Origin of the sequence: Bradyrhizobium sp. CB1717, from assembly GCF_029714325.1 — a bacterium.
GTDB lineage: Bacteria > Pseudomonadota > Alphaproteobacteria > Rhizobiales > Xanthobacteraceae > Bradyrhizobium.
Window position 1 is genome coordinate 4,379,248 of record NZ_CP121666.1, and the last position, 25,352, is coordinate 4,404,599.

The window sequence follows — 25,352 nt, forward strand, 5'->3', positions numbered from 1 at the left end:
ATGGGGAGGCACGGCATGGAATCCGCAATTCCTCTGCATCTCGAAACGACGCGTACGCGCCACAAGCGCGTGCCGGACGATTACCAGCCGCCATATCCATCCTTCGTGGCGCGTTACAAGCCCGCCGTGAGCCGTCTCGTGATGGCCTATTTCGGCTTGCAGTATCGTGGTGCGGTCCCGCCGGGCGCGATCGAGGCGCTGAAGGAAATCGCGGGGCTGTTCGCAGGCGAAGGTGGCCCGTCCCATTGGGACCGCGCGCATCACGTTGACCAAGCCGGCTACGAGAACGTCGTCACGGTCGCCTACTGGAACGACGTCGCACGCTTCGACGCCTGGTTCGCGCCGGCGCGCGAGGCATGGACAGGCAGGGATCACGAAGGCGTCGGCACCTTCATCGAGGTGCTGCGTCCCGTTGTGGCGCGGCATGAGACGCTATTCTCCTCGCTCGACCGGCCCGAAGGTGTCGCCGTCGTTGCGGATGGCATGAGCGGCGAGGTGCAGGAGCATGCCTATTGGGGCGGCATGCGCGACCGCATTCCGCTGTCGCAGACGGACGCGATGGCGCCCGGGGGCTCGCCCGAGCTGGTGCACGACGGCGCGCGGCTCAGCGTCAAGGCGCATGACAATCTCTGCCTGATCCGCTCCGGGCAGGACTGGAGCGATACCGAGGCATCCGAGCGAAAGCTCTACCTCGAGGACGTCGAGCCGGTGCTGCGCGAGGGGATGGGTTTTCTGCGCGACGACGGTCTTGCTATCGGGTGCTACGCCAACCGCTACATGCAGGTGCTCGCGGCCGACGGCAGCGTGACCGAAAAGTCCTACGGCCAGAGCTGGTGGAAAAGCCTCGCCGCGCTGGAACGCTGGGCGGAGTCGCACCCGACCCACGTCCGGATCTTTGGCGCGGCGATAAAATACCTCTCGACGCTCGGCCCCTCGGCCAAGCTGCGCTTGTATCACGAGGTCACGGTCGCGGCCGCGCACGAGCAATTCTTCGAGTATCGGAGTTGCCACGCAAAGACCGGCATGCTGGCGGCGGTCGCGACCGTCAGCGCCTAAGCGACGCAATGCCCGAGCAGATCCGGATGCGCCGCGCAGATATGATGCGCACCGGCGTCCCGCAGCTCGGCCTCGCTGCCATAGCCGTAGAGCACGCCGATCGCGGTCATGCCGTTGGTGCGGGCGCCGACCACGTCGTGGCTGCGGTCGCCGATCATGATGGCGCTGGCGGGATCGACCTTGGCCTCGTCGAGCGCGTAGCGCAGCAGGTCGCGCTTGTCGACGCGGGTGCCGTCGAGCTCGGAGCCGAACACGCACTCGAAATAAGGCTTTAGGCCGAAATGATCGACGATGCGGGTGGCATAGACCGCGGGCTTGCTGGTGGCCACGAACATGCGCGGCGTCGTCGCAGCGAGTGTCGTCAGGGTGTCCACGATGCCGGCATAGGCCTCGTTCTCGAACAGACCGATATCGGCAAAACGCTCGCGGTAAAGCAGCAGCGCCCGGTCGGCGAGCTCGTCGCTTCCCGTGAGCTTCTTCAGGCTGGCCAGCAGCGGCGGCCCGATGCACCAGGTCAGCTCGTCCTCGCTGGGTACCGCCAGGTTCAACCGTTCCAGCGCGTACTGGATCGAGCGGGTGATCCCGGGCTTCGGGTTGGTCAGCGTGCCGTCGAGGTCAAAATAGATTGTGGCCATCAGGGCGGAACCGGTGTTGAGACTGCCGCCCGTTGCTAGTCGGATCAGACGTCAAGTCAAGGCCCGCCGCGTCATTGCTGCCGGGCCCATGCGACGATCGCCGCGGCGTCCGGGCCGGCCTGGGCCTCCCAGGCGGCGATCGTGCTGGTCGCGGCGTTGCGGAGCGCTCCGATGAGAGATTGCGGCGCGGGCTCGGCGATGGTGACGCCGTTGTCGCGCATGCGTGCGTAATTTTCGGCGGTTCGATGGGCGAGCAGCGCGAACTGGCTCTGCTCGGTCTCGGCCGCGGCCGCCATCACCTCCCGCTGCATCGGTTCGGATAACGCAGCAAAGGTCTCGCTGCGGACGAAGGCGACCGAGATCGGCATCGCATAATTGATGGCGATGAAATGCGGCAGGAAATCCCAGAGCTTGCGTCCCGCGCCGCCATCGCCGGAGGTGAGGAACGCGTTCAGCTGGCGGTCCTTCAGCCCGGCGAGCGCCTTGTCCATCGGCAGGAACTGCGCATTGGCTCCGGCGGCGCGCATCACGGCGCTGGAATTGGTGTCGTAGGCACGCAAATTCAACTTCGGCAGATCGTCGGCGCCTGCGAGCGCGTGATCGGACCAGAGGCCCGTCGCCGGCCAGATCGTCAGATAGAGCAGCTTCAGACCGCGGGCTGCGAACGCCTTCTCGTAGAGCGGGCGGGCCCGCGCATTGGTGGCGCGCGCGATCTCGACCGATTGCACCAGAAAGGGAAGTGTGGAGAGGCCGAGCACCGGGTCGAGGCCGGACAGCGCGCCGGCAAAGGCATCTCCACCGGCGATGCGGCCATCCAGCGCCGCCCGTGGCATTTCGCCCGAATTGATCTTGAGCTCGTTGTCGAAGGCGCTCGTCACGGTCACGAAACCGTTTGTGCGCGCTGCGACGCGATCGGCGAAAGTGGTGAGGCCGATGCCGGAAATGTTGTTTTGCGGGTATTCCGTGGTCATCCGCCAGTTGACCTGGGCCAGGGCCGGAGCAGTGGACAGGACGAGGGCGGCGAGGGCCAGGATCGCGCGGATCCGTCTGGCGGGGGAACGCATTGGGAGAAGCAGGTCAGTCAGCATATATTGGCAACTCGTCGAACCATGGCACGATGCCACAACATGGCGGATCATCTTGTCGCATGCCGCTCCGGCCCGCGCCACAGCGATGCTTGGGCAGTGCTGGCGCGAATTGCATCACTCTTCGTTGTCGCACTGCTCGTCTCGACGTTGCAGGCTGCGGCATGGGACAGCTCGCCCGCAAAAACCGACGTCGCCGTGCCGAGCGTCGAGGAGCTCGCGATGCCGCCGCAAAAGCCGGCGGCTGGGCGCGAGAGCGACACGCGGGAATCGATCTGCCTGATCGTCGAAGCCGCCGCGCGCGATGCCAATCTGCCGCTGGAATTCTTCGCCCGCGTGATCTGGCAGGAAAGCCGCTTCCAGGCCGATGCGGTGGGACCGATGACGCGCAGCGGCGAGCATGCGCAAGGGATCGCGCAGTTCATGCCGGGGACCGCGAGCGAGCGCGGGCTGCTCAATCCCTTCAATCCGGTGCAGGCATTGCCGAAGTCGGCCGAATTCCTGAACGAGCTGCGCAACCAGTTCGGCAATCTCGGCCTTGCCGCGGCGGCCTACAATGCGGGGCCGCGCCGCGTGCAGGAATGGCTCGCCGGCACCGGCCCGATGCCGGAGCAGACCCGCAACTATGTCTACGCCATCACCGGCACGAGCGTTGACGCGTGGGCCAAGGCGGGCAGCACCGGCAAGGGACCGCCGAGTTCGCCGCCGACGAGCTGCCGCGATCTCATGGCGCTGTTGAAGCGCGCGCCGAATCCGTTCGTCGCCGAGCTCGAGCAGCATGTCGAGCTTGCCGCGGCAAAGATCTGGGGCGTACAGCTCGCCGCCGGCTTCGATCGCAACAGGGCGCTGGCGATGTATTCCCGTGCGGTCACGCGGCTCAGCGCCGTGATCGGCGAGCGGGACCCGAGCCTGCTGAGTTCGGTCATGCGCAGCCGCGGCACGCGCGCGTTCTACCAGGTGCGCATCGGGGCCGATACGCGGAGCGAAGCGGACGATCTGTGCAACCGCATCCGCAAGGCGGGCGGCGCCTGCTTCGTGCTGAAGAACCGGGGTGTGACGGGGTAAGAGGCGTCTCTCGCGCGCATGCCAGCCCCGCCGCGCGCTTCCTTGACGCGGACGGCCGCATTGCCCGTTATGCAGCCACGATTCCGTAACCTCGGCCAACATTCCCGTGGCGCTCCCTCCGCTCGATTCACCTCAATGGCAAAGTCCGTGGCGCGCCTTTGCGTGGGGGCTGCGCTCGATCACGCAGACGATCCTCACCGTCGTGCTGTTCGTGACCTATCTCGGCATCGGCGCGCTCGCCCATGACACCCATTTCAGCCTGCTCTGGGCGCTCTGCTCGACGCTGTTCGTCTGGGCGGGTCCGGCGCAGATCATCCTGATCACCACCCTCGGCTCGGGCGCCACCATCATCCAGTCGGCGATCGCCGTGACCGTCAGCGCCATCCGCCTGTTTCCGATGGTGGTCTCGGTGCTGCCGCTGATGCGCACGCCGACGACGAAACGGCGTGAGCTGGTCTTCGCCGCGCATCTGACCGCGGTGACGCTGTGGGTCGAATGCCACCGCTTCCTGCCGCAGGTGCCGCGCGAGCGGCGCATTGCCTTTGTCCACGGGCTCGGCTGCGGCCTGGTCTCGGTGTGCCTCGCCGCCAATACGGTCGGCTATTTCCTCGCCGCCAACCTGACACAGACGCTTGGCGCGGCGATCCTGTTGCTGACGCCGCTGTCGTTCCTGTTCTCGACCGCGCGCAACAGCCGCGAGGTTGCTGATGTCGTGGCGCTGACGCTCGGGATATTGCTCTATCCGCTGGCGGCTAAGATGAACTCCGGCCTCGACATCCTCGTGAGCGGCGTGGTGGCTGGCACGATTGCCTATGGCGTGCACTGGTGGCGGGAGGTGCGCGCATGAGCTTTGCGCAAGCGATCGGCGACTGGCATGCGCTTGCTGTGCTGTTCGTCGCCGGCGTTGTTCCCAACCAGATATGGCGCATGCTGGGCCTGTGGTTCGGCGGCGGCATCGACGAGGGCTCGGAGCTGCTGGTCTGGGTGAGGGCGGTCGCGACCGCGATCCTGGCCGGCGTCATCGCCCAGATCGTTGTCGAGCCGCCCGGGGCGCTGGCCAGCGTGCCTGATGTCCTGCGCTACGGCGCGGTCGGCGCCGGCCTGATCGTTTTCCTCCTGACCCGCCGTTCGATCTTCGCCGGCGTTGTCACCGGCGAAGTCTTCATGCTGGCCGGCAAGTGGTGGTTGGGCTAAAACCACCGGCGAACAGGCTTAAGGAACAGGAATTATGGTTCGCGAAAACGAGCTCCGCGAGGGCGAGGTCGCCATCGAGCTGCCATCCACCAAGGATGCCGGCCTCGTCTTCATCGGCCGCATCCGTACGCCCTGGACCTCGCGGCTGGAAACGCCGCGCCAAGGGCGCCAGGACGGCCCGATCTGCCGCCTCGAGATCTTCGAGCCGTTCGTGCCGGCCATCAAGGGCGTCGATTTCTACAGCAATCTCGAAGTGCTCTACTGGCTCGACAAGTCGCGCCGCGACATCATCCTGCAAAGCCCGAAGAACAACGAGAAGACCCGCGGCACCTTTTCGCTGCGCTCGCCGGTGCGGCCCAATCCGATCGGGACGTCGATCGTCAAGCTGGTTGGCATCGAGGGGAATGCCATCCTCGTTCGTGGCCTCGACTGCATCGACAACACGCCGCTGATCGACATCAAGCCCGACCGCTGCGAGTTCACTCCGCTGGCCGCGCCGCAAGCAGGGGATTTTCAGACGGAGTGAGGTCACTCCTCCGTCATTGCGAGGAGCTCTTGCGACGAAGCAATCCAGACGGTCTCCGCGGTGACAGTCTGGATTGCTTCGCTTCGCTCGCAATGACGAGTGGAGAGACCTAGCCCGCCTTCAACGCCGCGATCAGCTTGGTCGCGTTCTCTTCCAGCACCTTGACGTCTTCCTTGCGGCTCGCGGGCGGCAGCATGGCGACGCCGTCGTGGCGCGGCATGACGTGCATGTGCAGGTGGAACACCACCTGTCCGCCGGCGGGCTCGTTGAATTGCTGCACGGTGATGCCGTCGGCGTTGAACGCCTTCATCGCGGCCGCTGCGATCTTGTGCGCGCCGCGCGCGACATGGGCGTAGTCGTCGGGCTTGATGTCGAGGATGTTGCGGGCAGGGGCCTTCGGGATCACCAGCGTGTGGCCGGGCACGCGCGGCATGATGTCAAGGAAGGCAAACACGTGCTCGTCTTCATAGACCTTGTGGCAGGGAAACTCGCCGCGCAAGATCTTTGCGAAGATGTTGTTGGTGTCGTAGGCGGTCATGGCGGCGGCTCCCGAGAATTTCACCCTTGGAATTTTCCGCTTACTGTCACCAGCCACGGCAAGGCGTCAAGGCGCCTCGTCGATGGCTTTGCGGAACGGCCCGAGCTCGGCAAGCTCGCGCCCGGCCTCGGCGACATAGGCGCGCTCGCGCTTGAGGTAATCGTCGATGGCGCGGCGCAGGCCGGGATCGGCGATGAAGTGGGCGGAATGGGTCGTGCGCGGCAGGTAGCCACGCGCGATCTTGTGCTCGCCTTGCGCACCGGCCTCGACATGGGTGAGGCCACGCTTGATCGCGAAATCGATCGCCTGATAGTAGCAGACCTCGAAATGCAGGAAGGGATGATGCTCGACCGCGCCCCAGTTGCGGCCGAACAGCGTGTCCGAGCCGATGAAGTTGATCGCGCCCGCAATCCAGCGGCCGTTGCGGCGGGCCATCACCAGCAGCACGTCCTCGCTCATGGTCTCGCCGATCAGCGAGAAGAACTCGCGGGTGAGGTACGGCCGGCCCCATTTGCGCGAACCGGTCTCCATGTAGAATGCGAAGAAGGCGTCCCAGGCGTCCTCGGTGATGTCCTTTCCGGTGAGCCAATGGATGGTGATGCCGGCCGCCAGCGCGTCGCGCCGCTCGCGCTTGATCGACTTGCGATGGCGCGCGTTCATCGTTGCCAGGAAGTCGTCGAAGCTCGCAAAACCCTGATTGTGCCAGTGGAACTGCTGGTCGGTGCGCTGGAGGAAGCCGTGCTCGGCGAGCAGCTTCCATTCGTCCTCGCGCGCGAAGGTGACGTGCACGGACGAGGCTTTGCTGACGCCGCAGAGCGCCACCAGCCCGCTCGCCAGTGCCTCCCTGATCTGCTCGCGGTCGACGCCGTCGCGGACCAGCAGCCGCGGTCCGGTCGCGGGGGTGAAGGGAACGGAGACCTGGAGCTTCGGGTAGTAGCGTCCGCCGGCGCGCTCATAGGCGTCCGCCCAGCCGCGGTCGAAGACGTATTCGCCTTGGCTGTGCGATTTCAGGTAGCAGGGCACGACGCCGGCGACGCGGCCGTCGAGCTTGGCCACGAGATGCCTGGGGCCCCAGCCGGTGCGGATCGTCGCCGAACCTGATTTCTCGACCGCGGAGAGAAAGGCGTGTGAGACGAACGGGTTATAGGCGGGTCTTGAGAGGGCGAGGGAATCGCCTGGAGGCGCGGATGAGGTTCCCGCGCCATGCCCGTTGCAAGCCTTCTCGTTAAGAGCCTTGCCGGGACTGGCGCAGGCGTCCCAATCCCCGGGCGAGACTTCGCCGATGGACGGTACGGCCTCGAGCGTAATGTCGGATGATGCCATTCCGCCCAAGATCGTGCATTGCAGCAGCGACTTCAAGGGGGGCGGGAACACAGGTCTGGCGATCGCCACCGCCGTCATTGCGAGCGCAGCGAAGCAATCCAGACTGTCTCCGCGGAGGATCCTGGATTACTTCGTCGCAAGTGCTCCTCGCAATGACGAGGAGGGAGGCATGCCACTACGGCACGAACCCCTCGAAGATCATCTGGTCCGCATACCGCCCGACGCGCGTCCGCTGTTCCGGCGTGCGCACGGTCCAACCGAGCAGGGCGCAGCCGAACAAATTGCGGGCAATCCAGGGCGCGGGGGCCGGGAGGTGGTCCACCTTGAAGGCGACGAAATGCGGCTGGGTCTGCAAACCGTGGCGCAGGTACAGCATGCTGTCGCGCTGCTCTTGCGTCAGGTAGGCCCAGTATTCGTCCTCGTAGCTCCGCTGCGCGACGATGCCGCGCGGGCGGGCGGGCAAGAGCTCGCGCAGCGCCAGCACCTGGTCGGGGTCGAAGGACATGCCGACCGCGGGGCCGTCATAGGATGCCAGCACCTCGGCCATCCGCTTCACCAGCTTGCGGTCGCCGCCAAAACGGCTCTTCACCTCGATCACCAGGGGCACGCGGCCGGCGACCATGGCGCAGAGGTCGGAGAGCGACATCATCCGCTCGTCGGTGTCCTTGAACCTGACGGCCTTCAGCTCGGCCGCGGTCTTCCCGATCACCTCGCCGGTCGCCTCGGTGAGGCGGCCGAGCGCATGGTCGTGATGCACCATGGCCTCGCCGTCGGCGGAGAGCTGGATATCGACCTCGATCGAGAAATTGCCTGATATCGCAGCCTGGACCGCGCCCGGCATGTTCTCGACGATGCCGCGGGAAATGTCGTGCAGGCCGCGATGGGCGACCGGCCGGGCTGTCAGCCAATCCGGAGCGCGCATGCGCGTCAGGCGACCTCGAACACGCCTTCGACCTCGACCGCCGCATCCGCGGGCAGCGAGGCGACACCGACGGTGGTGCGGGCGTGGCGGCCCTTGTCACCGAAGGCGGCGACCATCAGGTCGGAGGCGCCGTTGAGCACCTTCGGCCCGTCCAGGAAATCCGGCGCCGAGTTGATGAAGCCGCCGAGGCGCACCACGCGCACGACCTTATCCAGATCGCCGAGCGCCGCCTTGACCTGGGCCAGCAGGTTGACCGCGCAGCCGCGCGCGGCTGCCGCGCCGTCCTCGATGGAGACGCCGGCGCCGAGCTTGCCCTTGGCGATCAGCTTGCCGGCGGGGTCGAAGCAGACCTGGCCGGAGACGAACAACAAGTTGCCGGTCCGCACGAAGGGCACGTAATTGGCGACGGGGGTGGGGGCCTCGTGCAGCTTGATGCCGTGTTCCGCCAGTTTCTGCTCGACCGTGCCCGCCATGTCCGACCTCGTTGTCCAAAAATCATTCGCCCCGGCGCCGCAGGCGACCGGGCGCGCCCTGTTTCGCCCATCGAGCCGCCACATGCAAGCAACCGAAGGGGACTGCATTTTGTTGAGGCAGGCCAGCAAGTTCAATGCGGGGGCCGCAACTTTACGTGAAACGGCCTCAGTTGCGACGCAATGGAACGGTCATTAAAATGTCGAATCTGCGCTTTCCTCAGGGAACAGACATGGTGCACCTTTTCCGGACTTCGCTCGGTGTGATGGCGCTTGCGGCGGCCGCTTTCGGCCCCAGCGGCGGGGCGCTCGCCGCCAACGGTCCGTTCCTCGCGCACCAGGCGCTCTATGATCTGCGCCTCGTCAAGTCGCGCTCAAATTCGGTCAACAGCGCGCGCGGCCGCATCCTCTACAATTTCAGCGGCAGCTCCTGCGAGGGCTACACGTCCGAATTCCGCCAGGTCTCCGAGCTCGACAGCGGCGAGGGCAAGGTCACACTCAGCGACCTCCGCTCCAATTCCTGGGAGGACGCCGCGGGAAAGAGCTACCGGTTCAAGATCGAGACCCGGATGAACGAGGCCGATGCCGGCCGCGTCGACGGCTCGGCCGAGCGCGACGGCGATCATATCAACGTCAAGCTCAAGCTGCCGGCGCCGAAGAGTTTCACCCTAGACGGCAAGATCGTGTTTCCGACCGAGCAGATCCAGCGCATCATCGCCGCAGCCAAGGACGGCAAGTCGCTGCTCGAGCTCTCGGTCTATGACGGCTCCGACGACGGCCAGAAGGTCTACAACACGCTGACCGTGATCGGCCAGCCGATCGCCGCCGACCGCGCCACCTCGACCGATCCGTCGACGTCCGACGAGCACATGAAATCGCTGAAGCGCTGGCCGGTCACCGTCAGCTATTTCGACCGCGAGGCCCAGCAGAAGGAAGGCGAGCAGACCCCGATCTACGCGATGGCGTTCGAGCTCTACGAGAACGGTGTCTCGCGCCAGCTCGTGCTCGACTACAACGATTTCGTCATCTCCGGCGCGATGGGCAAGTTCGACGCGAAGGACAGCAAGCCCTGTAATTGAGGGCTGGTGCAGCAGCTGCAGGCCACACTTTTTTCCACTCTTTGACCGTCACCCTGAGGTGGCCGCTTCTTCAGCGGCCCTCGAAGGGCGACGGCCCGGCTGCGGCAGCGGGGCCGTGCATCCTTCGAGGCTCCCGATGGGGCGCTTTGCGCCCCATCACTCGCACCTCAGGATGACGGGATTGCACTTCGTCTCTAGCTCGCAAGCTCGCGCCCAGTTACGCTCCTCCCAACCACAAACTCCGGGAGCGCCTCCATGCCCAAGCTCGACCATCTCCGCCCCAGCGGCCTGCATCACAATCCCGCTTATTCCCACGTCGTCACCGCCACCGGCGCGCGCACCATCTACATTTCCGGCCAGGTCTCGACCGACGAAGAGGGGCGGATCGTGGGCGAGGGCGATATCGCCGCGCAGACCACGCAGGTGATGCAGAATCTCGGGCTGGCGCTGAAGGCGGCCGGCGCGAGCTATTCCAATATCGTCAAGATCACGACCTTCGTCGTGAATTACAAGCCGGAGCTGCGCCCGATCATCGGCAAGGCCCGCTCGGCCTTCTTCGAGGGCATGGAGCCGCCGGCTTCTACCCTCGTCGGCGTCTCTGCGCTCGCTGCGCCGGAATGGCTGATCGAGATCGAGGCCGTGGCGGTTGCGGATTGAGGTGTGGACGGAATGACATCGTAGCCCGGATGGAGCGAAGCGTAATCCGGGAAATCCGTCGCTGAGGATGCACCGTCCCGGATTGCGCTGCGCTCCATCCGGGCTACGAGTGCCTCGCGCCGGACATCTCCTGCAGAACAGCCATCGCTTCATCGGCCCGGTCGACCGGCACAAAAAGATGGTCGTGGTGAAAGGCCGACACGGCGTTCACGCTGATGCCGGCTTCGGCGAGGCGCGCCGTGATCGCCGCCAGAAAGCCCACCGCATCGAGCGCGGAGTGGACCGTCAAGCTGATCAGGCGCGAGGGGAATGCGTAGCGCAGTCCGGCACGTTCGGCCTCTTCGTGCAGCATCACCAGCGTCGTTCCTTCGCGTTCGTGGAACGTCAGGATCGGGTTGATGGTGGCTGGAATGCTCGTTCCCGGCGCAAGCGCGCAAAACACGAAGATGCCGTCCAGGATCTCCGGCTTCATGTTACGCAGCAGCGCGTCGAGATCGCATTCGCCTGTCACGGTGCCAGCCCCCGAGCCGGTAGGATCGTATGAGTCCTTGCGAATCTATTGGCGCCAGCGGCGGTTGAAGCCACAACCAACATACCTTTGTATATCTCCTCTAATCCTTCTCATACGCCGATCTTACGCTGGTACAATTGAGCGACGGCGGGAGATTCTTACAATTTGAGTCCACTCGGGTCACTGCGAGGAAGCTCAATGAACGTCGTCATTCGAAAGCTCAACGGCTTGTGGCACCTCATCGTCGGGTCTTGTCAGATCCGAACACCGTTCCTGGAAACTCAGGATCGGCAGTTGGTCGTACAGTATGCCCGGCGCGCCTATCCGGGTGCACGGATCTTCGAACGCGACTGAGTCGAGCAGATCAGATCACTCCTGCGCCTTCTCCGGCCCGTCATAGGCAATGCCGCGGATCACCGCGGCGCTGCCGAACTTCTTGCGCAGACTGTCGACGGCGCGTTCGGCATGGGCGGCGCGGCGGTCGAGCATATCGGTGTCGTCGGCGGGCGAGCCTTCGCGCAATGCGCTGACGCCGGCGCCCATCAGGCGGAAGGCGGTGCCGTCGATTTCTTTCGCCAGCATTTCGCGGCAGATCGAAAAAATCTTTGCGGCAAGCTGGGTCGGGGCGGCAATCGACTGCGAGCGGGTGCGCTGGCGGAAATCGGCGGTCTTCAGCTTCAGCGTCACGGTCGAACCGGCGAGCTCGCTGCTCTTCAGCCGCGACGACGTCTTCTCGCAGAGCCGCCACAGGATCTTCTCCAGCGTCGCGAAGTCGCGGATGTCGGTCTCGAAGGTGGTCTCGCTGGAAATGGTCTTGGCGCCGCGATCGGCCTCGACGCGGCGGTCGTCGATGCCGCGGGCGAGCCGCCACAGCCGGCGGCCGTCGCTCGGAAACTGCCGCATCATCTCGATCTCGTCGGCCTTCTGCAGGTCGGCGATGATGCGGAAGCCGCGCTGCACGAGGCGCTCCTGCGTCGCGGGGCCCACACCGAAGATGAAGCCGACCGGCCTCGAAGCCAGCATTGCGCACGCTTCTTCCTGGTCGAGCGTCGCAAAGCCGCGCGGCTTGTCGAGGTCGGAGGCGATCTTGGCCAAAAACTTGTTGCAGGAGAGGCCGACCGAGACGGTGATGCCGATGTCGCGCTCGACCTCGCGGGCAAAGCGCGCCAGCACCTTGGCGGGGATCATGCCGTGCACCCGTTCGGTGCCGGAGAGATCGAGGAAGGCCTCGTCGATCGAGAGCGGCTCGACCAGCGGCGTCAGCGCCTGCATGGCCTGGCGGACCTCGCGGCCGACGCGGACGTATTTGGCCATGTCGGGCCGGATCACCGTCGCATGCGGGCAGGCCTCGAGCGCCTTGAACATCGGCATGGCCGAGCGCACGCCATAGGTGCGCGCGATGTAGCAGGCGGCCGACACCACGCCGCGTTTGCCGCCGCCGATGATGACGGGCTTGTCGGCGATGTCAGGATTGTCGCGCTTCTCGACCGTCGCGTAGAAGGCGTCGCAGTCGATATGGGCGATGGTCAGGCTCGCCAGCGCCCGGTGGCGGACCAGGCGAGGGGAACCGCAGGCCGAGCAACGGCGGACGCCCATCTCCAGGTCGGCCAGACAATCCCGGCAGAAGCAGCGGGGCCCGGCCGGGACGGGGGTGCTCACGGCACGTCGCGCTCCCAATTGGGGTCGCCGAGCGCATCACCAAGGACCTGCCGCGCTGCGGCAACGTTGGTCGGATGCAGCTCCGAGGCCTCCGCGAAGGCCTTCACGGTGGCGTCATCGCGCAGCACGAAATCGAGCACGTTGAGAAGGAAATTTGGGTCCGAGGCGGCGTTCCGCAGGGTCTCCGGGCCGACACCTGTCTCGGCCAGGAACAGGCCCAGCCGCTCGGGCTCGCTTGCGACGAAGGACAGCGCCTGAATCGCAACGATTTCAGCGACTTCGCGAGGGTTGTGAACAGGCTTTTTCACGGGCCCGGTTTGCCTTTCCGTTAACTTTCGGTGTCTACTTTGCATCATGCCCGAGTCTCCGCCTTGAGTCTTGCGATCCCGGGGCAAGCAACTGGAAACCACATCGCGGAAAGTGGCCCCTCGGGTTTAACGAAACTAGAGCGAATCTGAGGCTAGTTTGAATCCAGTTTTCGAAGCGCCGGCGAGCGGCGCCTGAGGCGTTACATGTATCCGGCTTCGTGCCAATCAGGAGGGCGGGATGGCTAAGACCGTCCTGATCGTGGAAGACAACGAGCTCAACATGAAGCTCTTCCGCGACCTGTTGGAAGCACATGGCTACCAGACTTCGGGCACCAGCAACGGTTACGAGGCGCTCGATCTGGTTCGCAAGATGCGGCCCGACCTCGTGCTGATGGATATCCAGTTGCCGCAGGTCTCCGGCCTCGAGGTGACGCGCTGGATCAAGGACGATCCGGAGCTGCGCGCCATTCCCGTCGTCGCGGTGACGGCGTTCGCGATGAAGGGCGACGAAGAACGCATCCGCGAGGGCGGCTGCGAGGCCTATTTGTCCAAGCCGATTTCGGTCGGCAAATTCATTGAGACGGTCCGGCGTTTTATCGGATAGGAAGTGAGTGCAAAGTGTCCGCGCGTATCCTCGTCGTCGATGACGTTCCTGCCAACGTCAAGCTGCTAGAGGCCCGGCTGTCCGCCGAATATTTCGACGTGATGACCGCCTCGAACGGCACCGAGGCGCTGGCGATGGCCCGCCGTTCGGAGTGCGACATCATCCTGCTCGACGTGATGATGCCCGACATGGACGGCTTTGAAGTCTGCCGCCGCCTGAAGTCCGATCCGGCCACACACCACATTCCCGTCGTGATGGTCACCGCGCTCGACAGTCCCGCCGACCGCAACCGCGGGCTCGAGGCCGGCGCGGATGATTTCCTGACCAAACCCGTCTCCGACGTCGTCTTGATCGCGCGCGTGCGCTCGCTGACGCGGCTGAAGATGATGACCGATGAGCTGCGCATGCGCGCCATCACCTCGCTCGAGATCGGCATGCAGGCGCCCGAGCGCAGCGCGGTGGCCGATACCGGCAAGGGCGGCCGCATCCTGCTGGTCGACGACCGCGAGTCCTCCTATCAGCGGCTGGCGACGATCCTCGCCGCCGAGCACACCATCGACGTCGAGCCGAACCCGACGGAGGCGCTGTTCCACGCCGCCGAGGGCAATTACGACCTCCTGATCGTCTCGCTCGACCTCAACAATTTCGACGGCCTGCGCCTGTGCAGCCAGGCGCGCTCGCTGGAGCGTACGCGCCATGTGCCGATCCTCGCCATCGCCGACCCCGAGAACTCGACGCGGCTGCTCCGCGGCCTCGAGATCGGCGTCAACGACTATCTGCTGCGCCCGATCGACAAGACCGAGCTCCTTGCGCGCGCCCGCACCCAGATCCGCCGCCGCCGCTACACCGATCATCTGCGCGACAACGTGCAGAACTCGATCGAGATGGCGATCACCGACGCGCTCACCGGCCTGCACAATCGCCGCTACATGGAGAGCCATCTGGCAACGCTCGCCGAGCAGGCCGCGACCCGCGGCAAGCCGCTGGCGCTGATGATCCTGGACATCGACTACTTCAAGTCGATCAACGACAATTACGGCCACGATGCCGGCGACGACGTGCTGCGCGAATTCGCGGTGCGGGTGCGCAAGTCGATCCGCGGCATTGATCTGGCCTGCCGCTACGGCGGCGAGGAGTTCGTCATCGTGATGCCGGAGACCGATCTCCACGTCGCCGGCATGGTCGCCGAGCGTCTGCGCCGCTCGATCGCAGGCGAGCCGTTCGCGATCCACAAGGGCAGCAAGCGCATCGAGGTCACGATCTCGATCGGGCTCACCACGCTGGAGCAGAAGGGCGAGGCGGTCGCCGACGTCCTCAAGCGCGCCGACACGGCGCTCTACCGCGCCAAGCACGACGGCCGCAATCGCGTGGTGTCGCACGCGGCGTGAGGCCGGCGCGATATAAAAGTCGCGAAACAACCCCATGCACAGTAGCCGGCGCTAGTCGGATCAATGGTTTGCGCGGGTGGCGAGGAGGCTTGCGTTGGCAGCGGCGCCATTTGACCCGTCGGGCAAAACAGGAGCATATTGGTAGGATGGCGATGGTCCTACAAACTCGGCTGTCATTCCCCGCGAAGGCGGGGAATCCAGTACGCCGCGGCCTCTCGGTTCAATCACAACCGCCTCTGGAATACTGGATCACCCGCCTTCGCGGGTGATGACACCTGACGATACGGGGACAGCGGCTATTTCGCGCGCTTGCGCTTCCCCACATCCACCCCCGCATTCCGCAACAGCACCGTCGCCGCTTCCTTCGCGGCCCGCGCCATCGCCGGATCATCACGCACGAGATCCTGGGCGATGGAGCCGTCGACCAGCAGCACGAGTTGCGTCGCGAGCGCATCGGCGTCGGCAACGCCGAGCTCGGTCAGGCGGTCGCGAAACCAGAGGCGGCGGCTTTCCTTGAAGGCGATGGCGATCTTCTTCACGGCGCGGTCGGAGGGCCCGAGCTCGGCGACCGCATTGACGAACGGGCAGCCGCGAAAATCCTTCGCTGCAAAGCGCCGCTCCAGCGAATCGAAGGTGGCGAGGATCTGCTCGGCCGGCGGCTTGTCGGAGGGGCGCTGAGCTACGAAGCGGCGCTCGAGGTAGGCCGTGATCAGCGCGTCCTTGGACGGGAAGTGGTTGTAGAGCGTGCGCTTGGAGATGCCGATCTCCGCCGCGATGGTGTCGACGCCGATGGCGCGAATGCCTTGCAGATAGAACAGCTTGTCGGCGGTCTGAAGGATCCGCTCTTTCATCGTCTGTGGGGCGGGCGGGGGAGCCATGCAGAGCTAAGCGTCCTGTTTGCTTGACAGCCGTGGCCAACTATAGCCTAAGTACACAGGTCTGTGTAACCAAAATCAACGGCAAAAACAGACGTCGGCACGCGTGCCGCGCCCCGAGGGAGAAGAAAAATGCCCCTGCTGCAGGTTCTGCGTCCGACCTTGCCGATCCTGATCGGCGCCTCGATCATGCTGACGCTGAGCATGGGGCTGCGGCAGAGCCTCGGCATCTTCATGCAGCCGCTGACGCATGACATCCACATGTCGATCTCGGACTTCACGCTGGCGCTCGCCGTGCAGAACCTCGCCTGGGGATTCTTGCAGCCGCCCGCCGGCGCGCTCACCGTGCGCTACGGCTTCCGTCCCATCATGATCGTGGGCGCGCTGATGTACATCGTGGGCCTCGTCCTGATGGCGACCGCGAACGGGCTCGTCAGCATCATGATCGGCGCTGGCGTGCTGATCGGGACGTCGCTGGCCTGCACCGCAGCCGCGATCGCGATGTCGGTGGCGGCGCGCGCGGTCCCTGAAACGGTACGCTCGACCGTGCTCGGCATCGTCTCCGGCGCGGGCTCGCTCGGCGCGCTCTTGTCGGCGCCGATCGGGCAGATGCTCAATGAGGGCTTTGGCTGGCGCATCGGGCTCGCCGGCTTCGTCGTCATGTCGGTGCTGATGATCCCCGCGGCCTGGTATGCCGGTCGCGTCGACAAGATTCCGCTGCCGAAGCCGGCCGCCGATGACATCGGCGATGCCACGGCCGCAACGGCGGCGAGGACGGCGTTCGGCAACGCGCCGTTCGTGGTGATGACCTGCGCCTATCTCGTCTGCGGCATGCAGCTCGTGTTCCTGACCACGCATCTGCCGTCTTACCTCGCGATCTGCGGCCTCGATCCGATGCTGAGCGCGCAGACGCTCGGCATGATCGGCGGCTTCAACGTGCTGGGCTCGCTGTTCTTCGGCTGGGCCGGGCAGCGCTGGAACAAGCTGGCGCTGTTAGGGGGCATCTACATCCTGCGCTCGCTGGCGCTCGCCTGGTACTTCATGCTGCCGGCCACATCGTTCTCGACGTTGCTGTTCGGCGCGATCATGGGCTTTTTGTGGATGGGCGTCGGCCCGCTGGTCGCGGGCGCCGTCGCGGAGATGTTCGGCCTGCGCTGGCAGGCGATGATCCAGGGCCTGGCCTTCATGAGCCACCAGATCGGCAGCTTCCTCGGCGCCTATGGCGGAGGGGTGCTCTACGACGCGCTCGGCTCCTACACCATGGCCTGGCGCATCGGCGTCGCGCTCGGCCTCGCCGGCGGCATCGTGCAGGTCGCGTTCGCGCTGATCCGGCCGTCGCAGCCGCCGGCGCCGGTGTTGCGGACGGTATAGACGAGGGCGGGCGGTCGCGAGCGTCAGCTTGGGAGCTTATAGCGGACGCCGCGCTGCCTCGTCGTGACGTGCCGCGCGACCCAAAGCGGTCGTTCACAGCCTACCTGCGCAAAAGAAAAACGCTGGAAGGCTCCACCTCGATCAGGAACGCGTCGTTGGCGAGGCTCGGCACTCCGATCCACGTTGCGCAAGGCGGATTGTCTCCGAATGTTGCCCTGAGCGCGCCACTGATCGCCTCGCTTTCGTGCAGATGATCCTGCTTGATGTATAGGCGAAGTGCGCCGACGTCATTGAGCGTTGCGCCAACCGAAGCCAATGCGACAGCTAGATTTTCAAGGCTCTTTAAAAGTTGACGCCCGATGTCACCGGCACCAATGATTTTTCGATCGGCATCCCAAGCGACTTGGCCAGAAACATTGGCAACGTCACCGAACGGCGTTCGGACGACTGTGACCTGAGCAAAGCCATACGGCCGACTATCAAACAGTCCTGCAGCGACCTGGATGGATCGGCTCATTGTAGCTCCTTATCTTGGTGCGGGCTGACGGCGCCACAGCGGAATAGAACGTGCAACCGCGATAAACGACAGTTCAGCTTGTGGCCTATCAGCGAAGTTCCGCCGCGTCTGACGGAGGTCCGCTCTCTGCGCCAGGGCCGACCAGATTGCTCAACCTGAGTGCTTCGCCGATTGACCCCAAACGGACATTGACCAATCCTAACAACTCTCTCCCCACGTGTGTGCTCTTTAGTCGCGTTACAGGGGCAGCGGAAGATCCTATGGTCGTCGCGACATGACCCACGTCGTCGACATCGATCCGCGCATTGCGCGGCGTTGCTTGCACGCCGGACGGCTCCAAGCAGGAGCTTAGCCGGACGGTAGTTGGTGCCGTCCGGATTACCCCCTTCGTTCATCAAACGGATTTGGTGTGTGGCTCTCCCGCGAGGAGAAGCCCAAACAAGGAGGCATGTCGTGAACACCCCCTTTTTCCCGAACGTCACTCTTCCGGCTTCTGACCATCGCCGCTTGGAACAGCTCGCGCAGGCGGGCGCAGATCAAGGCGACGTGGACGCCCGTTTTCTGTTGAGTGAGATCAACCGTGCGGAAGTCGTCCCCGATCGCGCAGCCAGATTGGACAGCATCGTCACCATGGGTTCGTGGGTGACGTTCTGGATCACCTGGGGCTTCCCCCGCGGGACAAGGCAATTGGTGTACCCCGAAGACTACACGTCCGAGCGAACCCAAATCCCCGTGATGTCGCCGTTGGGTGCAGCGTTGGTCGGACGGAAGGTCGGAAGCGAAATCCCCTTCTTCACCGCTGGGCGCACCAACGTCGTCAAGGTCGAACGTGTCAGCCGAGGTGATCCGAACGATGTTGTCAGGGTTCTGTTTAGCAATCCGGAGGTCAAGGGCAAGAAGCTCTTTGACGGTGATCCGGGACCATCAGCGGCTTAGGAAAGGAGAGAAGGTAATGAGCAAGACTAATCGCAAAGGCAAACCTGAAATCGTGTTGCCGCCCATCACTGTGATAGAGGCTGAGGCGCGGCGTCTCAACGCCCTCGCCAGTTCGAGCGCGGTGCTCTTCCCGCGCGTGGCCCATTTCCTTGCACAGGAGATAGAGCGCGCAAGCGTGGTGGCGGACAATTCCGATCTGCGCGGCGTAGTCCGCATGGGCTCGCGGGTCCGGTACTGCGATGACAAGACGGGTGAGGTCCGGGACGTGGTATTGGTTTATCCACACGAAGCGGACATAACGCTAAAGCGCGTCTCGGTTCTTACGCCGGTCGGAGCTGCGTTGATCGGCCTGTCGGTTGGCCAAGCCATTGAATTTCAAACCCCGGGCCACAACAAGCGGTCCTTGACGGTGCTAGGCGTGTCCAATTGAAGGAGGCGTTGACATGCGCGACGTTTCAACCAGACAGGCCGCCTTAACAGTCATCGGTATCACCATCGTTTTGGCTGCCGTGTTCTATCTTGCGACCTTCTTCAAGGCTTGAAGGTCCAACCTCTGGGGGCGGCCCCTCTCGGCCTATGATCGAGCTGGGGCACCCCAACCGCGGGGGACTGCTCAACCACGCGGATCGGATCAACGAATGAACCAGCGCGACTTCACCATTTTTCGAGGATTGCGGACGACGTAGCCGGGCAGCAGACGCAGGGCCTTATGGGGCAGGGGCGCCGCCATGGCCTGGCACATCGGTGTGGCGCTCGGCCTTGCCGGCGGCATCGTGCAGGTCGCGTTCGCGCTGATCCGGCCGCCGCCGGCGCCGGTGTGGCGGACGGCGTAGCCAATTCGCCGCACCCCGATGCTTGTTTGATCTCGATCAATAGGCCGCCTTTCCACTGACCTAGGGAAGGGGGTGCGTAGCCCCACTACGCGACCCACCCAAAGCCGTCGGCTTCCCCAAGGGCTGACGGCTTCCTTTTGCGCGCTTCTTATTCAGAAGGGCCTTGGAAACGATCCGGGTAATTGCTAGTTTTTCCCGAGTTTGCGTCCGGTCAATCTCGCCTCGCCGTATCTGCCTAGCATGTGTTGAACCTTCAGGGAGGTCGAACAATGCTGGTGAGGATCAACACCGCACCCCGCATGCAAATCGACGGGCAGCTTGCTGCTCTGGCCGGTGAGCGGATGTCTTGCTGCGAATTCAGCTATCGCAGGGCCTCCGAGATCTTTGGCGAGGGCGAAGAGCCCGAATACGTCTACCAGATCATCTCCGGCGCGGTGCGCACCTACAAGCTTCTGCCGGACGGTCGCCGTCAGATCAACGCGTTCCACCTGGCCGGCGACATGTTCGGGTTCGAGAACGAGACGACTCACCGTTTTACGGCCGAAGCGATCGTCGAAACCAATGTCCGCCTCATGCGGCGCACCAGCATTCTGGAAGCGGTGCGACATGGGGGCGCGGGTACCAAGGACCTCATCAAATTCGTCACCCAGAATCTTCAGCACGCCGAGAGCCACATGCTTCTCCTCGGCCGAAAGACGTCGCTCGAGCGGGTGACGGCATTCCTTCTCGAGATGGATGAACGGCTTCAGCATCCGGACGTGATGATCTTGCCGATGAATCGCCGCGACATCGCCGATTATCTCGGGCTGACCCTGGAAACCGTCTCCCGGGCCCTTTCGATCCTTCGAGACGAAGGGCTGCTGCGCTTTGACGGAAATACGCAGCGGCGGCTCGAGCTGATCGATCGTGGCGCTCTCGCGAAGATCGACGCCTGACGGCCGCCAGCCTGCCAAGCTTCCTTAACGCCGGCGTTCGAGCGGCCGACGATGTTGCATTGCGTTAGCCTGAATGACCACCAGTGGCCCATAGCGGCGGGTCTAGTGGTGGGGAGGACTGCAGTCGAGCTCCTTGATCCTCCCGGCGGCGTCAAACGCAAAAAGCGCACTCATGACGCCCGCACTGGTGACGTAGGAGAGGATGGTCCCGTCGTGCCAGGGATTGAGATCGTCCAAGGTGCTTGCCGGATATTCCCGGAGGCGATCGACCCAATAGGCCCGAAGTGCCTCGCGGCCGGTAATGGTTTTGACGCAGCCGCAGCCGCAGTGAACCACGGCATCGTCGGCATACATATCCAGGATCGCTTCGATATCGCCAGCGCGGTAGGCATCGAGCCAGTCAACCGCAACGCCCATCGGGTCAAAGGACATATTATTCACCTGCATACCGTCAAAATCATACCGTCAAAATCTGCAATTTTAGATCGGGTTAACCCCGCTAAGCCTCTTTCTCTCAACGATTAATTGTATTTTAATACCCCGTACCCGGCCCCGGCCATATGCCGAAGGACATAGAACCGGGGCGAGGCATATTTCATGTTGGACATTGCGAAGCAGGGGATATTTCAGCGCGTCCGGCTCGTGATCGCCGATCGACAACCGATCGTTCTGCAGGGACTGAAATCGGTACTCGCGGCACAGCAGGACTTCGACATCGTCGCATCGTCCAGCGACGGGGCAAGCTGCCTCGAAGCCATCAAAAAATTGACACCCGACGTCGCGCTTGTTGCCGACACCCTGCCGGATCTGACGGTCTCCAAGATCCTCGCGATCGCGAAAGCCGAGAAGCTTTCGACGCGCCTGGTGTTCTTTACCGAGTCCGACACCCACGACGATCTGACTGCGGCCATTGCTGCCGGCACCTGCAGCGCAATTTCGAAATTTGCCTCTCCCGCCACGATGCTGCGATCACTGCGGCTGATGGCGAAGAGCGGCGTGTCGCTGGAGCAGTCCGACCTCTCGCCAAACGGCAAGGAATTCGACGGCGGCAAAATCGAAAAGATGCTGGAGCACCTGACGCACCGGGAACGTCAGATCGTTCGACTGGTGTCGGAGGGAATGTCGAACAAGGAGATCGCGCGCCAGCTCGACGTGTCCCACGGGACGGTCAAAGTCCATCTGTACAATATTTTCCAGAAGCTCGAGATCACCAACAGAACGGTGCTCGCGACCATCGCATTGTTGCAACGTGCCTCTGGCTTCGGCGCGCTCTCGCTGGCGCTTCTGGTGATCGCCATTGCGGACGAACTCAAGGCGTCGGAAGCGAACGACGGGCTTCCGGATGACGACGGCATCGGCCACGCGGGCGAGCACGCCGAATATGAGCCCTGGAAGAAGGCCATTCTCCGGCACCGCATCGCCTGGGAATCCGCCGAGACGTCCCCGGTCACGCAGAGAGACGTTCTTGCCAAGGTGGGCGAGGTCACGAACCCGGCGGCGGCAATGGAAGCGCTGCTCGCGGCCGAGCAGTCTGCAGACTCCAGACTGTCGAAAGACCACGGTCCTGTCGGATCGAGCACACCCAATCCTCCCGCGCTTTTGCCGCGAGGAAACACGCAGATGGGAGGTGACCCGGCCGCGGACCATCTCGTCCCGCGGCTTGCGTCCAATCCGATGTCGCTTCAGGGAGGATATGGCACCTTCGCCACTCTCGCCGGTGCATTGATCGACGCGCTGCACGACCCCCATCTCGGCGCGCAGTCGCACGATCCGGGCAAAGCGCCGCTCGACAGCTTCGTGAGCTTCATCCGCGAGAGTGCGACCACAAAACTGGCCGCGATCACCGATGCTGGCGCTCGTCATGTCGACAACTCTGCCCCGGCTTCGCACGAGTCCGAGGCGCCTTCCGCGTTTGCGGGCACTGGAAACGAAAGCGTCGCTGGAGAAGGCGGTGGAGGCCAGGTCGATCATGGCGCTGCGGGTGACGCCGCGGGTGCCGACCTCCAAGAACCGCTTGGCTTATTGGATCGCGGTCAGGATGCCAGTCTTGGCGGCAACGTTGCAAACGTCGCTCATCGTTCCCCGATCGATTCCCATTCGACCTCTTCCGACACGGTCTTTGATTTCGGATCGAGCAGGATCAATCTTGCGGCTTTCGGAGGGCTTGCCTGGCTGCATATGACGGCAGCGAGCAAGTCCATACCGCCGCATACCCTTGCCTGGATCTACAACTCCGCAAGCAATGAAACCATCGTCTATGTCAACCCGACCGATCGTAGTCTCGATATCGGCGATCGCGGCCTGGTGGAAATCCATCTGCAGGGGATCGTGTCCGTTGCGGAGCAGGATGTCGTCGGCCAGCCGGAAGGCGCGCCTGTCGCGATCACCTTGGAGCAGCTCGAGGCTGCGCTGACGTCGGCGGCCGCAACCGATGAGAGTGTCCTGAGTACCGACAATGTCCATGCCATTGGCGGGGCGGGCGAGAGCACAGTCGAGACGGCCGGGTTCTGGAACATTCGGGCCGACGATGGCCTGAGGTTTCAATTCGGGCAGACCCGGACCGGATTAGGGGCGTCGACGAGGTCGAGAAGTGTCGCCAGCGATTCGGCGGATGCAACGGAAGAGGGCGATGGCGCGTCTGCCGCGTCGGCTCACGCATCATCGATCGTGCTTGCTCATAGCGTGAAGGTTACGGCAGTTGAAAATCCCACATTGAAGAGTGAGCCGATCAATGCGGGCACCGGCGATTCGTCGGGGCTGAACGAGATCGTTCAGCCGAGCGTCGCAACGGCCGACAATGCGGGCCGCGGCAACTCCGAGCATGCTTCGGAGCAAGGAGCTGAAAAGGCCGCAGCCAGGGAGTCGGCTGAAGATGACTCCAAGCCGGGTAACGGCGTCGGCAACGACAAGAAGACGGCGGAGCCGGCCGTGGAACACGGCAACTCGGAGCACTCAAACTCTGCAAAGGCGGCCGCCGCGGAGACGACTGAAGCTGACACCAAGCCGGGTAACGGTGCCGGCAATGACAAGAAGACGGCGGAGACAGCTGAGGAGAAGCGCGGCAACTCCGATCACTCAAACTCTGCAAAGGCGGCCGCCGCGGAGACGACTGAAGCTGACTCCAAGCCGGGCAACGGTGTCGGCAACGACAAGAAGACGGCGGAGACGGCTGACGAGAAACACGGCAACTCGGGGCACGATTCGAAGCCAGAGACTGCAAATCTGGCGGCCACGGATTCGACTGAAGCTGACTCCAAGCCGGGCAACGGTGTCGGCAACGACAAGAAGACGGCGGAGACGGCTGACGAGAAACACGGCAACTCGGGGCACGATTCGAAGCCAGAGACGGCAAAGTTGGCAGCCACGGATTCGACTGAAGCTGACTCCAAGCCGGGCAACGGCGTCGGCAATGACAAGAAGACGGCCGAGGCGGCCGATGAGCAACACGGCAACTCGGCGCACGATTCGAAGCCAGAGTCTGCAAAGCTGACAGCCACGGATTCGACTGAAGCTGACTCCAAGCCGGGCAACGGCGGCGGCAATGACAAGAAGACGGCCGAGGCGGCCGATGAGCAACACGGCAACTCGGGGCACGATTCGAAGCCAGAGACTGCAAAGCTGGCAGCCACGGATTCGACTGAAGCTGACTCCAAGCCGGGCAACGGTGGCGGCAATGACAAGAAGACGGCCGAGGCGGCTGACGTGGACCACGGCAACTCTGCGCGCGATTTACACCCAGCCTCTGCAAACGGACCGCAAGCAGCCGACGTCGTCGACCCGGTCGTCGCAACGGACGATAGCGCGAGCCACGGCAACTCGGATCACGCTTCGAAGCCGGGGTCTGCAACGGCCGATGCTACGGAGCTGGCTGAAGTTGACTCTACACCGGGCAACGGTGGCGGCAATGACAAGAAGACGGCCGAGGCGGCCGACGTGGACCACGGCAACTCCGGGCACGATTTACACCCAGCTTCTGCAAACGGACCGCAAGCAGCCGAGATCGTCGACCCGGTCGTCGCAACGGACGATAGCGCGAGCCGCGGCAACTCGGATCACGCTTCGGAGCCAGGGCCTGCAAAGGCAGCAGCCACGGAATTGACTGACTCCACACCGGGCAACGGTGTCGGCAATGACAAGAAGACGGCCGAGGCGGCCGACGTGGACCACGGCAACTCGGCGCACGACTTACACCTCAACTCCACAAACGGACCGCAAGCGGCCGACGTCGTCGAAGCGGTCGTCGCAACGGACGATGGCGCGAGCCACGGCAACTCGGATCACGCTTCGGAGTCACGGCCTGCAAAGGCGGCTGCCGCGGAATCGGCTGAAGCTGACCCCGCACCGGGCAACGGCGTCGGCAATGACAAGAAGACGGCAGAAGCGGCCGTCGTGGAGCACGGCAATTCGGGGCACGATTCACAGTCAACCTTTGCGGACGCAGCCGGGACCGTCGAACCGAGCGTCGCCAGCGGCGATAACGCCGGCCACGGAAACTCGCAGCAGTTGGCGCAATTTGCTGCGATCGCATCAGAAGCCGCACAGCCTGCTCAGGCTGCGTCCGAGGCCGGCAGCGCGAATCTAGACCTGGTGTTCCGCTTCGATAGCGCGGCAGCTTCTTCCACGCCCGTCGCGGTCGTTGTGCCTCAAGTGCTCGACACTCTGCTCGATGCGCACGTGCCGCCGGGTCAGCAAAAGGCTCTCGAGATCATCGTCCAAATAACTGCCAGTGCGCTGGACGACCACGCGGCCAATCACGGCAACAGCGGTTCGCATCCTGCCACGGGACATGCGGCTCATGACTTGCTGATTTGAATTGTCGCTCGTCGTTGACGGCGGCAGGGGCAATCCGGCTCTCGCGTCCCGGG

General features: G+C 64.1%; 27 protein-coding genes. 15 read left to right on the top strand and 12 right to left on the bottom strand.

Features of this window, described 5'->3' with window-relative positions; translation table 11 throughout:
- Positions 1 to 15 precede the first annotated feature (15 nt).
- Positions 16 to 1,056 carry a phenylacetaldoxime dehydratase family protein gene (locus QA649_RS20855; RefSeq protein ID WP_283025810.1) on the top strand — a complete coding sequence of 347 codons (1,041 nt, stop codon included), beginning with the start codon at positions 16 to 18 and terminating at the stop codon, positions 1,054 to 1,056.
- Here the strand turns inward: QA649_RS20855 and QA649_RS20860 are convergent.
- Entirely contained in the window at positions 1,053 to 1,691 is a 639-nt protein-coding gene (locus QA649_RS20860) for an HAD family hydrolase (RefSeq protein ID WP_283025811.1), read from the bottom strand. The genes QA649_RS20855 and QA649_RS20860 overlap by 4 nt on opposite strands.
- A gap of 71 nt (positions 1,692 to 1,762) precedes the next feature.
- Positions 1,763 to 2,779, bottom strand: a complete 1,017-nt coding sequence (locus QA649_RS20865; RefSeq protein WP_283025812.1) for a TRAP transporter substrate-binding protein — start codon at positions 2,777 to 2,779, stop codon at positions 1,763 to 1,765.
- A gap of 39 nt (positions 2,780 to 2,818) precedes the next feature.
- Between QA649_RS20865 and QA649_RS20870 the strand changes: the two genes are divergently transcribed.
- The 4 genes from QA649_RS20870 (at position 2,819) to tsaA (ending at position 5,561) form a co-directional block, all read left to right on the top strand.
- A complete protein-coding gene (locus tag QA649_RS20870; RefSeq protein ID WP_283025813.1) occupies positions 2,819 to 3,841 on the top strand; it encodes a lytic transglycosylase domain-containing protein in 1,023 nt (340 codons plus the stop codon).
- A 106-nt stretch (positions 3,842 to 3,947) separates the two neighbouring features.
- Positions 3,948 to 4,688, top strand: a complete 741-nt coding sequence (locus QA649_RS20875; protein WP_283025814.1) for an AzlC family ABC transporter permease — start codon at positions 3,948 to 3,950, stop codon at positions 4,686 to 4,688.
- Positions 4,685 to 5,035 (top strand): AzlD domain-containing protein, encoded by a 351-nt coding sequence (locus QA649_RS20880; protein ID WP_260390026.1) that lies wholly within the window; start codon positions 4,685 to 4,687, stop codon positions 5,033 to 5,035. Before QA649_RS20875 ends, QA649_RS20880 begins: the two co-directional genes overlap by 4 nt.
- Before the next feature lie 34 nt (positions 5,036 to 5,069).
- On the top strand, positions 5,070 to 5,561 hold the full coding sequence (gene tsaA, locus QA649_RS20885; RefSeq protein WP_283025815.1) for a tRNA (N6-threonylcarbamoyladenosine(37)-N6)-methyltransferase TrmO: 492 nt from the start codon (positions 5,070 to 5,072) through the stop codon (positions 5,559 to 5,561).
- Positions 5,562 to 5,670: 109 nt separating this feature from the next.
- Here the strand turns inward: tsaA and QA649_RS20890 are convergent, their stop codons facing one another.
- From QA649_RS20890 to QA649_RS20905, 4 genes are all read right to left on the bottom strand, one after another.
- The gene (locus QA649_RS20890; protein ID WP_018646934.1) at positions 5,671 to 6,099 is read right to left on the bottom strand and encodes an HIT family protein; all 429 of its coding nucleotides are present in this window, start codon (positions 6,097 to 6,099) and stop codon (positions 5,671 to 5,673) included.
- A 66-nt stretch (positions 6,100 to 6,165) separates the two neighbouring features.
- Entirely contained in the window at positions 6,166 to 7,422 is a 1,257-nt protein-coding gene (locus QA649_RS20895; protein ID WP_283025816.1) for a GNAT family N-acetyltransferase, read from the bottom strand.
- 175 nt (positions 7,423 to 7,597) lie between these two features.
- The gene (locus QA649_RS20900; protein ID WP_283025817.1) at positions 7,598 to 8,344 is read right to left on the bottom strand and encodes a glycerophosphodiester phosphodiesterase; all 747 of its coding nucleotides are present in this window, start codon (positions 8,342 to 8,344) and stop codon (positions 7,598 to 7,600) included.
- Positions 8,345 to 8,349: 5 nt separating this feature from the next.
- The gene (locus tag QA649_RS20905) at positions 8,350 to 8,817 is read right to left on the bottom strand and encodes a RidA family protein (RefSeq protein ID WP_283025818.1); all 468 of its coding nucleotides are present in this window, start codon (positions 8,815 to 8,817) and stop codon (positions 8,350 to 8,352) included.
- Between the two features lie 230 nt (positions 8,818 to 9,047).
- Here QA649_RS20905 and QA649_RS20910 point away from each other — a divergent pair, with 230 nt between their 5' ends.
- Both QA649_RS20910 and QA649_RS20915 read left to right on the top strand, forming a co-directional pair.
- The gene (locus tag QA649_RS20910; protein WP_283025819.1) at positions 9,048 to 9,893 is read left to right on the top strand and encodes a cell envelope integrity EipB family protein; all 846 of its coding nucleotides are present in this window, start codon (positions 9,048 to 9,050) and stop codon (positions 9,891 to 9,893) included.
- Positions 9,894 to 10,148: 255 nt separating this feature from the next.
- Positions 10,149 to 10,550, top strand: coding sequence for a RidA family protein (locus QA649_RS20915; RefSeq protein WP_018646938.1), 402 nt, complete (start codon positions 10,149 to 10,151; stop codon positions 10,548 to 10,550).
- 103 nt (positions 10,551 to 10,653) lie between these two features.
- Here QA649_RS20915 and QA649_RS20920 read toward each other — a convergent pair whose 3' ends face one another.
- Positions 10,654 to 11,061 carry an ACT domain-containing protein gene (locus QA649_RS20920; RefSeq protein ID WP_283025820.1) on the bottom strand — a complete coding sequence of 136 codons (408 nt, stop codon included), beginning with the start codon at positions 11,059 to 11,061 and terminating at the stop codon, positions 10,654 to 10,656.
- A gap of 198 nt (positions 11,062 to 11,259) precedes the next feature.
- On the opposite strand from QA649_RS20920, the gene QA649_RS20925 reads away from it, so the two are divergent.
- On the top strand, positions 11,260 to 11,415 hold the full coding sequence (locus tag QA649_RS20925) for a hypothetical protein (RefSeq protein WP_008548553.1): 156 nt from the start codon (positions 11,260 to 11,262) through the stop codon (positions 11,413 to 11,415).
- Positions 11,416 to 11,430: 15 nt separating this feature from the next.
- On the opposite strand, the gene QA649_RS20930 is transcribed toward QA649_RS20925, so the two are convergent.
- Together QA649_RS20930 and QA649_RS20935 are read right to left on the bottom strand one after the other, a co-directional pair.
- The gene (locus tag QA649_RS20930; RefSeq protein WP_283025821.1) at positions 11,431 to 12,720 is read right to left on the bottom strand and encodes a DNA polymerase IV; all 1,290 of its coding nucleotides are present in this window, start codon (positions 12,718 to 12,720) and stop codon (positions 11,431 to 11,433) included.
- Complete coding sequence (locus QA649_RS20935; RefSeq protein WP_018646941.1) at positions 12,717 to 13,028, bottom strand: DUF3572 domain-containing protein; 312 nt, start codon at positions 13,026 to 13,028, stop codon at positions 12,717 to 12,719. The genes QA649_RS20930 and QA649_RS20935 overlap by 4 nt, the downstream gene beginning before the upstream one ends.
- Positions 13,029 to 13,266: 238 nt before the next feature.
- On the opposite strand from QA649_RS20935, the gene QA649_RS20940 reads away from it, so the two are divergent.
- Both QA649_RS20940 and QA649_RS20945 read left to right on the top strand, forming a co-directional pair.
- The gene (locus QA649_RS20940) at positions 13,267 to 13,632 is read left to right on the top strand and encodes a response regulator (RefSeq protein WP_008566616.1); all 366 of its coding nucleotides are present in this window, start codon (positions 13,267 to 13,269) and stop codon (positions 13,630 to 13,632) included.
- 14 nt (positions 13,633 to 13,646) lie between these two features.
- Complete coding sequence (locus QA649_RS20945) at positions 13,647 to 15,020, top strand: PleD family two-component system response regulator (protein ID WP_283025822.1); 1,374 nt, start codon at positions 13,647 to 13,649, stop codon at positions 15,018 to 15,020.
- Positions 15,021 to 15,316: 296 nt separating this feature from the next.
- Here the strand turns inward: QA649_RS20945 and QA649_RS20950 are convergent, their stop codons facing one another.
- Entirely contained in the window at positions 15,317 to 15,898 is a 582-nt protein-coding gene (locus QA649_RS20950) for a TetR/AcrR family transcriptional regulator (protein WP_349254075.1), read from the bottom strand.
- Positions 15,899 to 16,027: 129 nt separating this feature from the next.
- On the opposite strand from QA649_RS20950, the gene QA649_RS20955 reads away from it, so the two are divergent.
- Positions 16,028 to 17,266 (top strand): MFS transporter, encoded by a 1,239-nt coding sequence (locus QA649_RS20955; protein WP_283025824.1) that lies wholly within the window; start codon positions 16,028 to 16,030, stop codon positions 17,264 to 17,266.
- Positions 17,267 to 17,366: 100 nt separating this feature from the next.
- Here the strand turns inward: QA649_RS20955 and QA649_RS20960 are convergent, their stop codons facing one another.
- Positions 17,367 to 17,783 (bottom strand): RidA family protein, encoded by a 417-nt coding sequence (locus tag QA649_RS20960; RefSeq protein WP_283025825.1) that lies wholly within the window; start codon positions 17,781 to 17,783, stop codon positions 17,367 to 17,369.
- Positions 17,784 to 18,236: 453 nt separating this feature from the next.
- Between QA649_RS20960 and QA649_RS20965 the strand changes: the two genes are divergently transcribed.
- From QA649_RS20965 to QA649_RS20975, 3 genes are all read left to right on the top strand, one after another.
- The gene (locus QA649_RS20965; protein WP_283025826.1) at positions 18,237 to 18,719 is read left to right on the top strand and encodes a GreA/GreB family elongation factor; all 483 of its coding nucleotides are present in this window, start codon (positions 18,237 to 18,239) and stop codon (positions 18,717 to 18,719) included.
- Positions 18,720 to 18,735: 16 nt separating this feature from the next.
- A complete protein-coding gene (gene rnk / locus QA649_RS20970) occupies positions 18,736 to 19,149 on the top strand; it encodes a nucleoside diphosphate kinase regulator (protein ID WP_283025827.1) in 414 nt (137 codons plus the stop codon).
- 702 nt (positions 19,150 to 19,851) lie between these two features.
- Entirely contained in the window at positions 19,852 to 20,487 is a 636-nt protein-coding gene (locus tag QA649_RS20975) for a helix-turn-helix domain-containing protein (protein WP_283026061.1), read from the top strand.
- A 102-nt stretch (positions 20,488 to 20,589) separates the two neighbouring features.
- Here QA649_RS20975 and QA649_RS20980 read toward each other — a convergent pair whose 3' ends face one another.
- Positions 20,590 to 20,919 carry a nuclear transport factor 2 family protein gene (locus QA649_RS20980; RefSeq protein ID WP_018646949.1) on the bottom strand — a complete coding sequence of 110 codons (330 nt, stop codon included), beginning with the start codon at positions 20,917 to 20,919 and terminating at the stop codon, positions 20,590 to 20,592.
- A 165-nt stretch (positions 20,920 to 21,084) separates the two neighbouring features.
- Here QA649_RS20980 and QA649_RS20985 point away from each other — a divergent pair, with 165 nt between their 5' ends.
- Positions 21,085 to 25,299: a LuxR C-terminal-related transcriptional regulator gene (locus QA649_RS20985; RefSeq protein ID WP_283025828.1), complete on the top strand. Its 4,215-nt coding sequence runs from the start codon at positions 21,085 to 21,087 to the stop codon at positions 25,297 to 25,299.
- Positions 25,300 to 25,352: the final 53 nt, after the last annotated feature.

What these genes read in the sequence shown, in the direction of transcription:
- QA649_RS20900 (WP_283025817.1), bottom strand. Translation starts at nt 8,344, where the DNA reads ATGCGCGCTCCGGATTGGCTGACAGCCCGGCCGGTCGCCCATCGCGGC.
- QA649_RS20975 (WP_283026061.1), top strand. Translation starts at nt 19,852, where the DNA reads ATGCAAATCGACGGGCAGCTTGCTGCTCTGGCCGGTGAGCGGATGTCT.
- tsaA (WP_283025815.1), top strand. Translation starts at nt 5,070, where the DNA reads ATGGTTCGCGAAAACGAGCTCCGCGAGGGCGAGGTCGCCATCGAGCTG.
- QA649_RS20860 (WP_283025811.1), bottom strand. Translation starts at nt 1,691, where the DNA reads ATGGCCACAATCTATTTTGACCTCGACGGCACGCTGACCAACCCGAAG.
- QA649_RS20960 (WP_283025825.1), bottom strand. Translation starts at nt 17,783, where the DNA reads ATGAGCCGATCCATCCAGGTCGCTGCAGGACTGTTTGATAGTCGGCCG.
- QA649_RS20910 (WP_283025819.1), top strand. Translation starts at nt 9,048, where the DNA reads ATGGTGCACCTTTTCCGGACTTCGCTCGGTGTGATGGCGCTTGCGGCG.
- QA649_RS20905 (WP_283025818.1), bottom strand. Translation starts at nt 8,817, where the DNA reads ATGGCGGGCACGGTCGAGCAGAAACTGGCGGAACACGGCATCAAGCTG.
- QA649_RS20940 (WP_008566616.1), top strand. Translation starts at nt 13,267, where the DNA reads ATGGCTAAGACCGTCCTGATCGTGGAAGACAACGAGCTCAACATGAAG.
- QA649_RS20925 (WP_008548553.1), top strand. Translation starts at nt 11,260, where the DNA reads ATGAACGTCGTCATTCGAAAGCTCAACGGCTTGTGGCACCTCATCGTC.
- rnk (WP_283025827.1), top strand. Translation starts at nt 18,736, where the DNA reads ATGAGCAAGACTAATCGCAAAGGCAAACCTGAAATCGTGTTGCCGCCC.
- QA649_RS20880 (WP_260390026.1), top strand. Translation starts at nt 4,685, where the DNA reads ATGAGCTTTGCGCAAGCGATCGGCGACTGGCATGCGCTTGCTGTGCTG.
- QA649_RS20985 (WP_283025828.1), top strand. Translation starts at nt 21,085, where the DNA reads ATGTTGGACATTGCGAAGCAGGGGATATTTCAGCGCGTCCGGCTCGTG.
- QA649_RS20895 (WP_283025816.1), bottom strand. Translation starts at nt 7,422, where the DNA reads ATGGCATCATCCGACATTACGCTCGAGGCCGTACCGTCCATCGGCGAA.
- QA649_RS20855 (WP_283025810.1), top strand. Translation starts at nt 16, where the DNA reads ATGGAATCCGCAATTCCTCTGCATCTCGAAACGACGCGTACGCGCCAC.
- QA649_RS20950 (WP_349254075.1), bottom strand. Translation starts at nt 15,898, where the DNA reads ATGGCTCCCCCGCCCGCCCCACAGACGATGAAAGAGCGGATCCTTCAG.
- QA649_RS20865 (WP_283025812.1), bottom strand. Translation starts at nt 2,779, where the DNA reads ATGCTGACTGACCTGCTTCTCCCAATGCGTTCCCCCGCCAGACGGATC.
- QA649_RS20915 (WP_018646938.1), top strand. Translation starts at nt 10,149, where the DNA reads ATGCCCAAGCTCGACCATCTCCGCCCCAGCGGCCTGCATCACAATCCC.
- QA649_RS20870 (WP_283025813.1), top strand. Translation starts at nt 2,819, where the DNA reads ATGGCGGATCATCTTGTCGCATGCCGCTCCGGCCCGCGCCACAGCGAT.
- QA649_RS20980 (WP_018646949.1), bottom strand. Translation starts at nt 20,919, where the DNA reads ATGTCCTTTGACCCGATGGGCGTTGCGGTTGACTGGCTCGATGCCTAC.
- QA649_RS20955 (WP_283025824.1), top strand. Translation starts at nt 16,028, where the DNA reads ATGCCCCTGCTGCAGGTTCTGCGTCCGACCTTGCCGATCCTGATCGGC.
- QA649_RS20890 (WP_018646934.1), bottom strand. Translation starts at nt 6,099, where the DNA reads ATGACCGCCTACGACACCAACAACATCTTCGCAAAGATCTTGCGCGGC.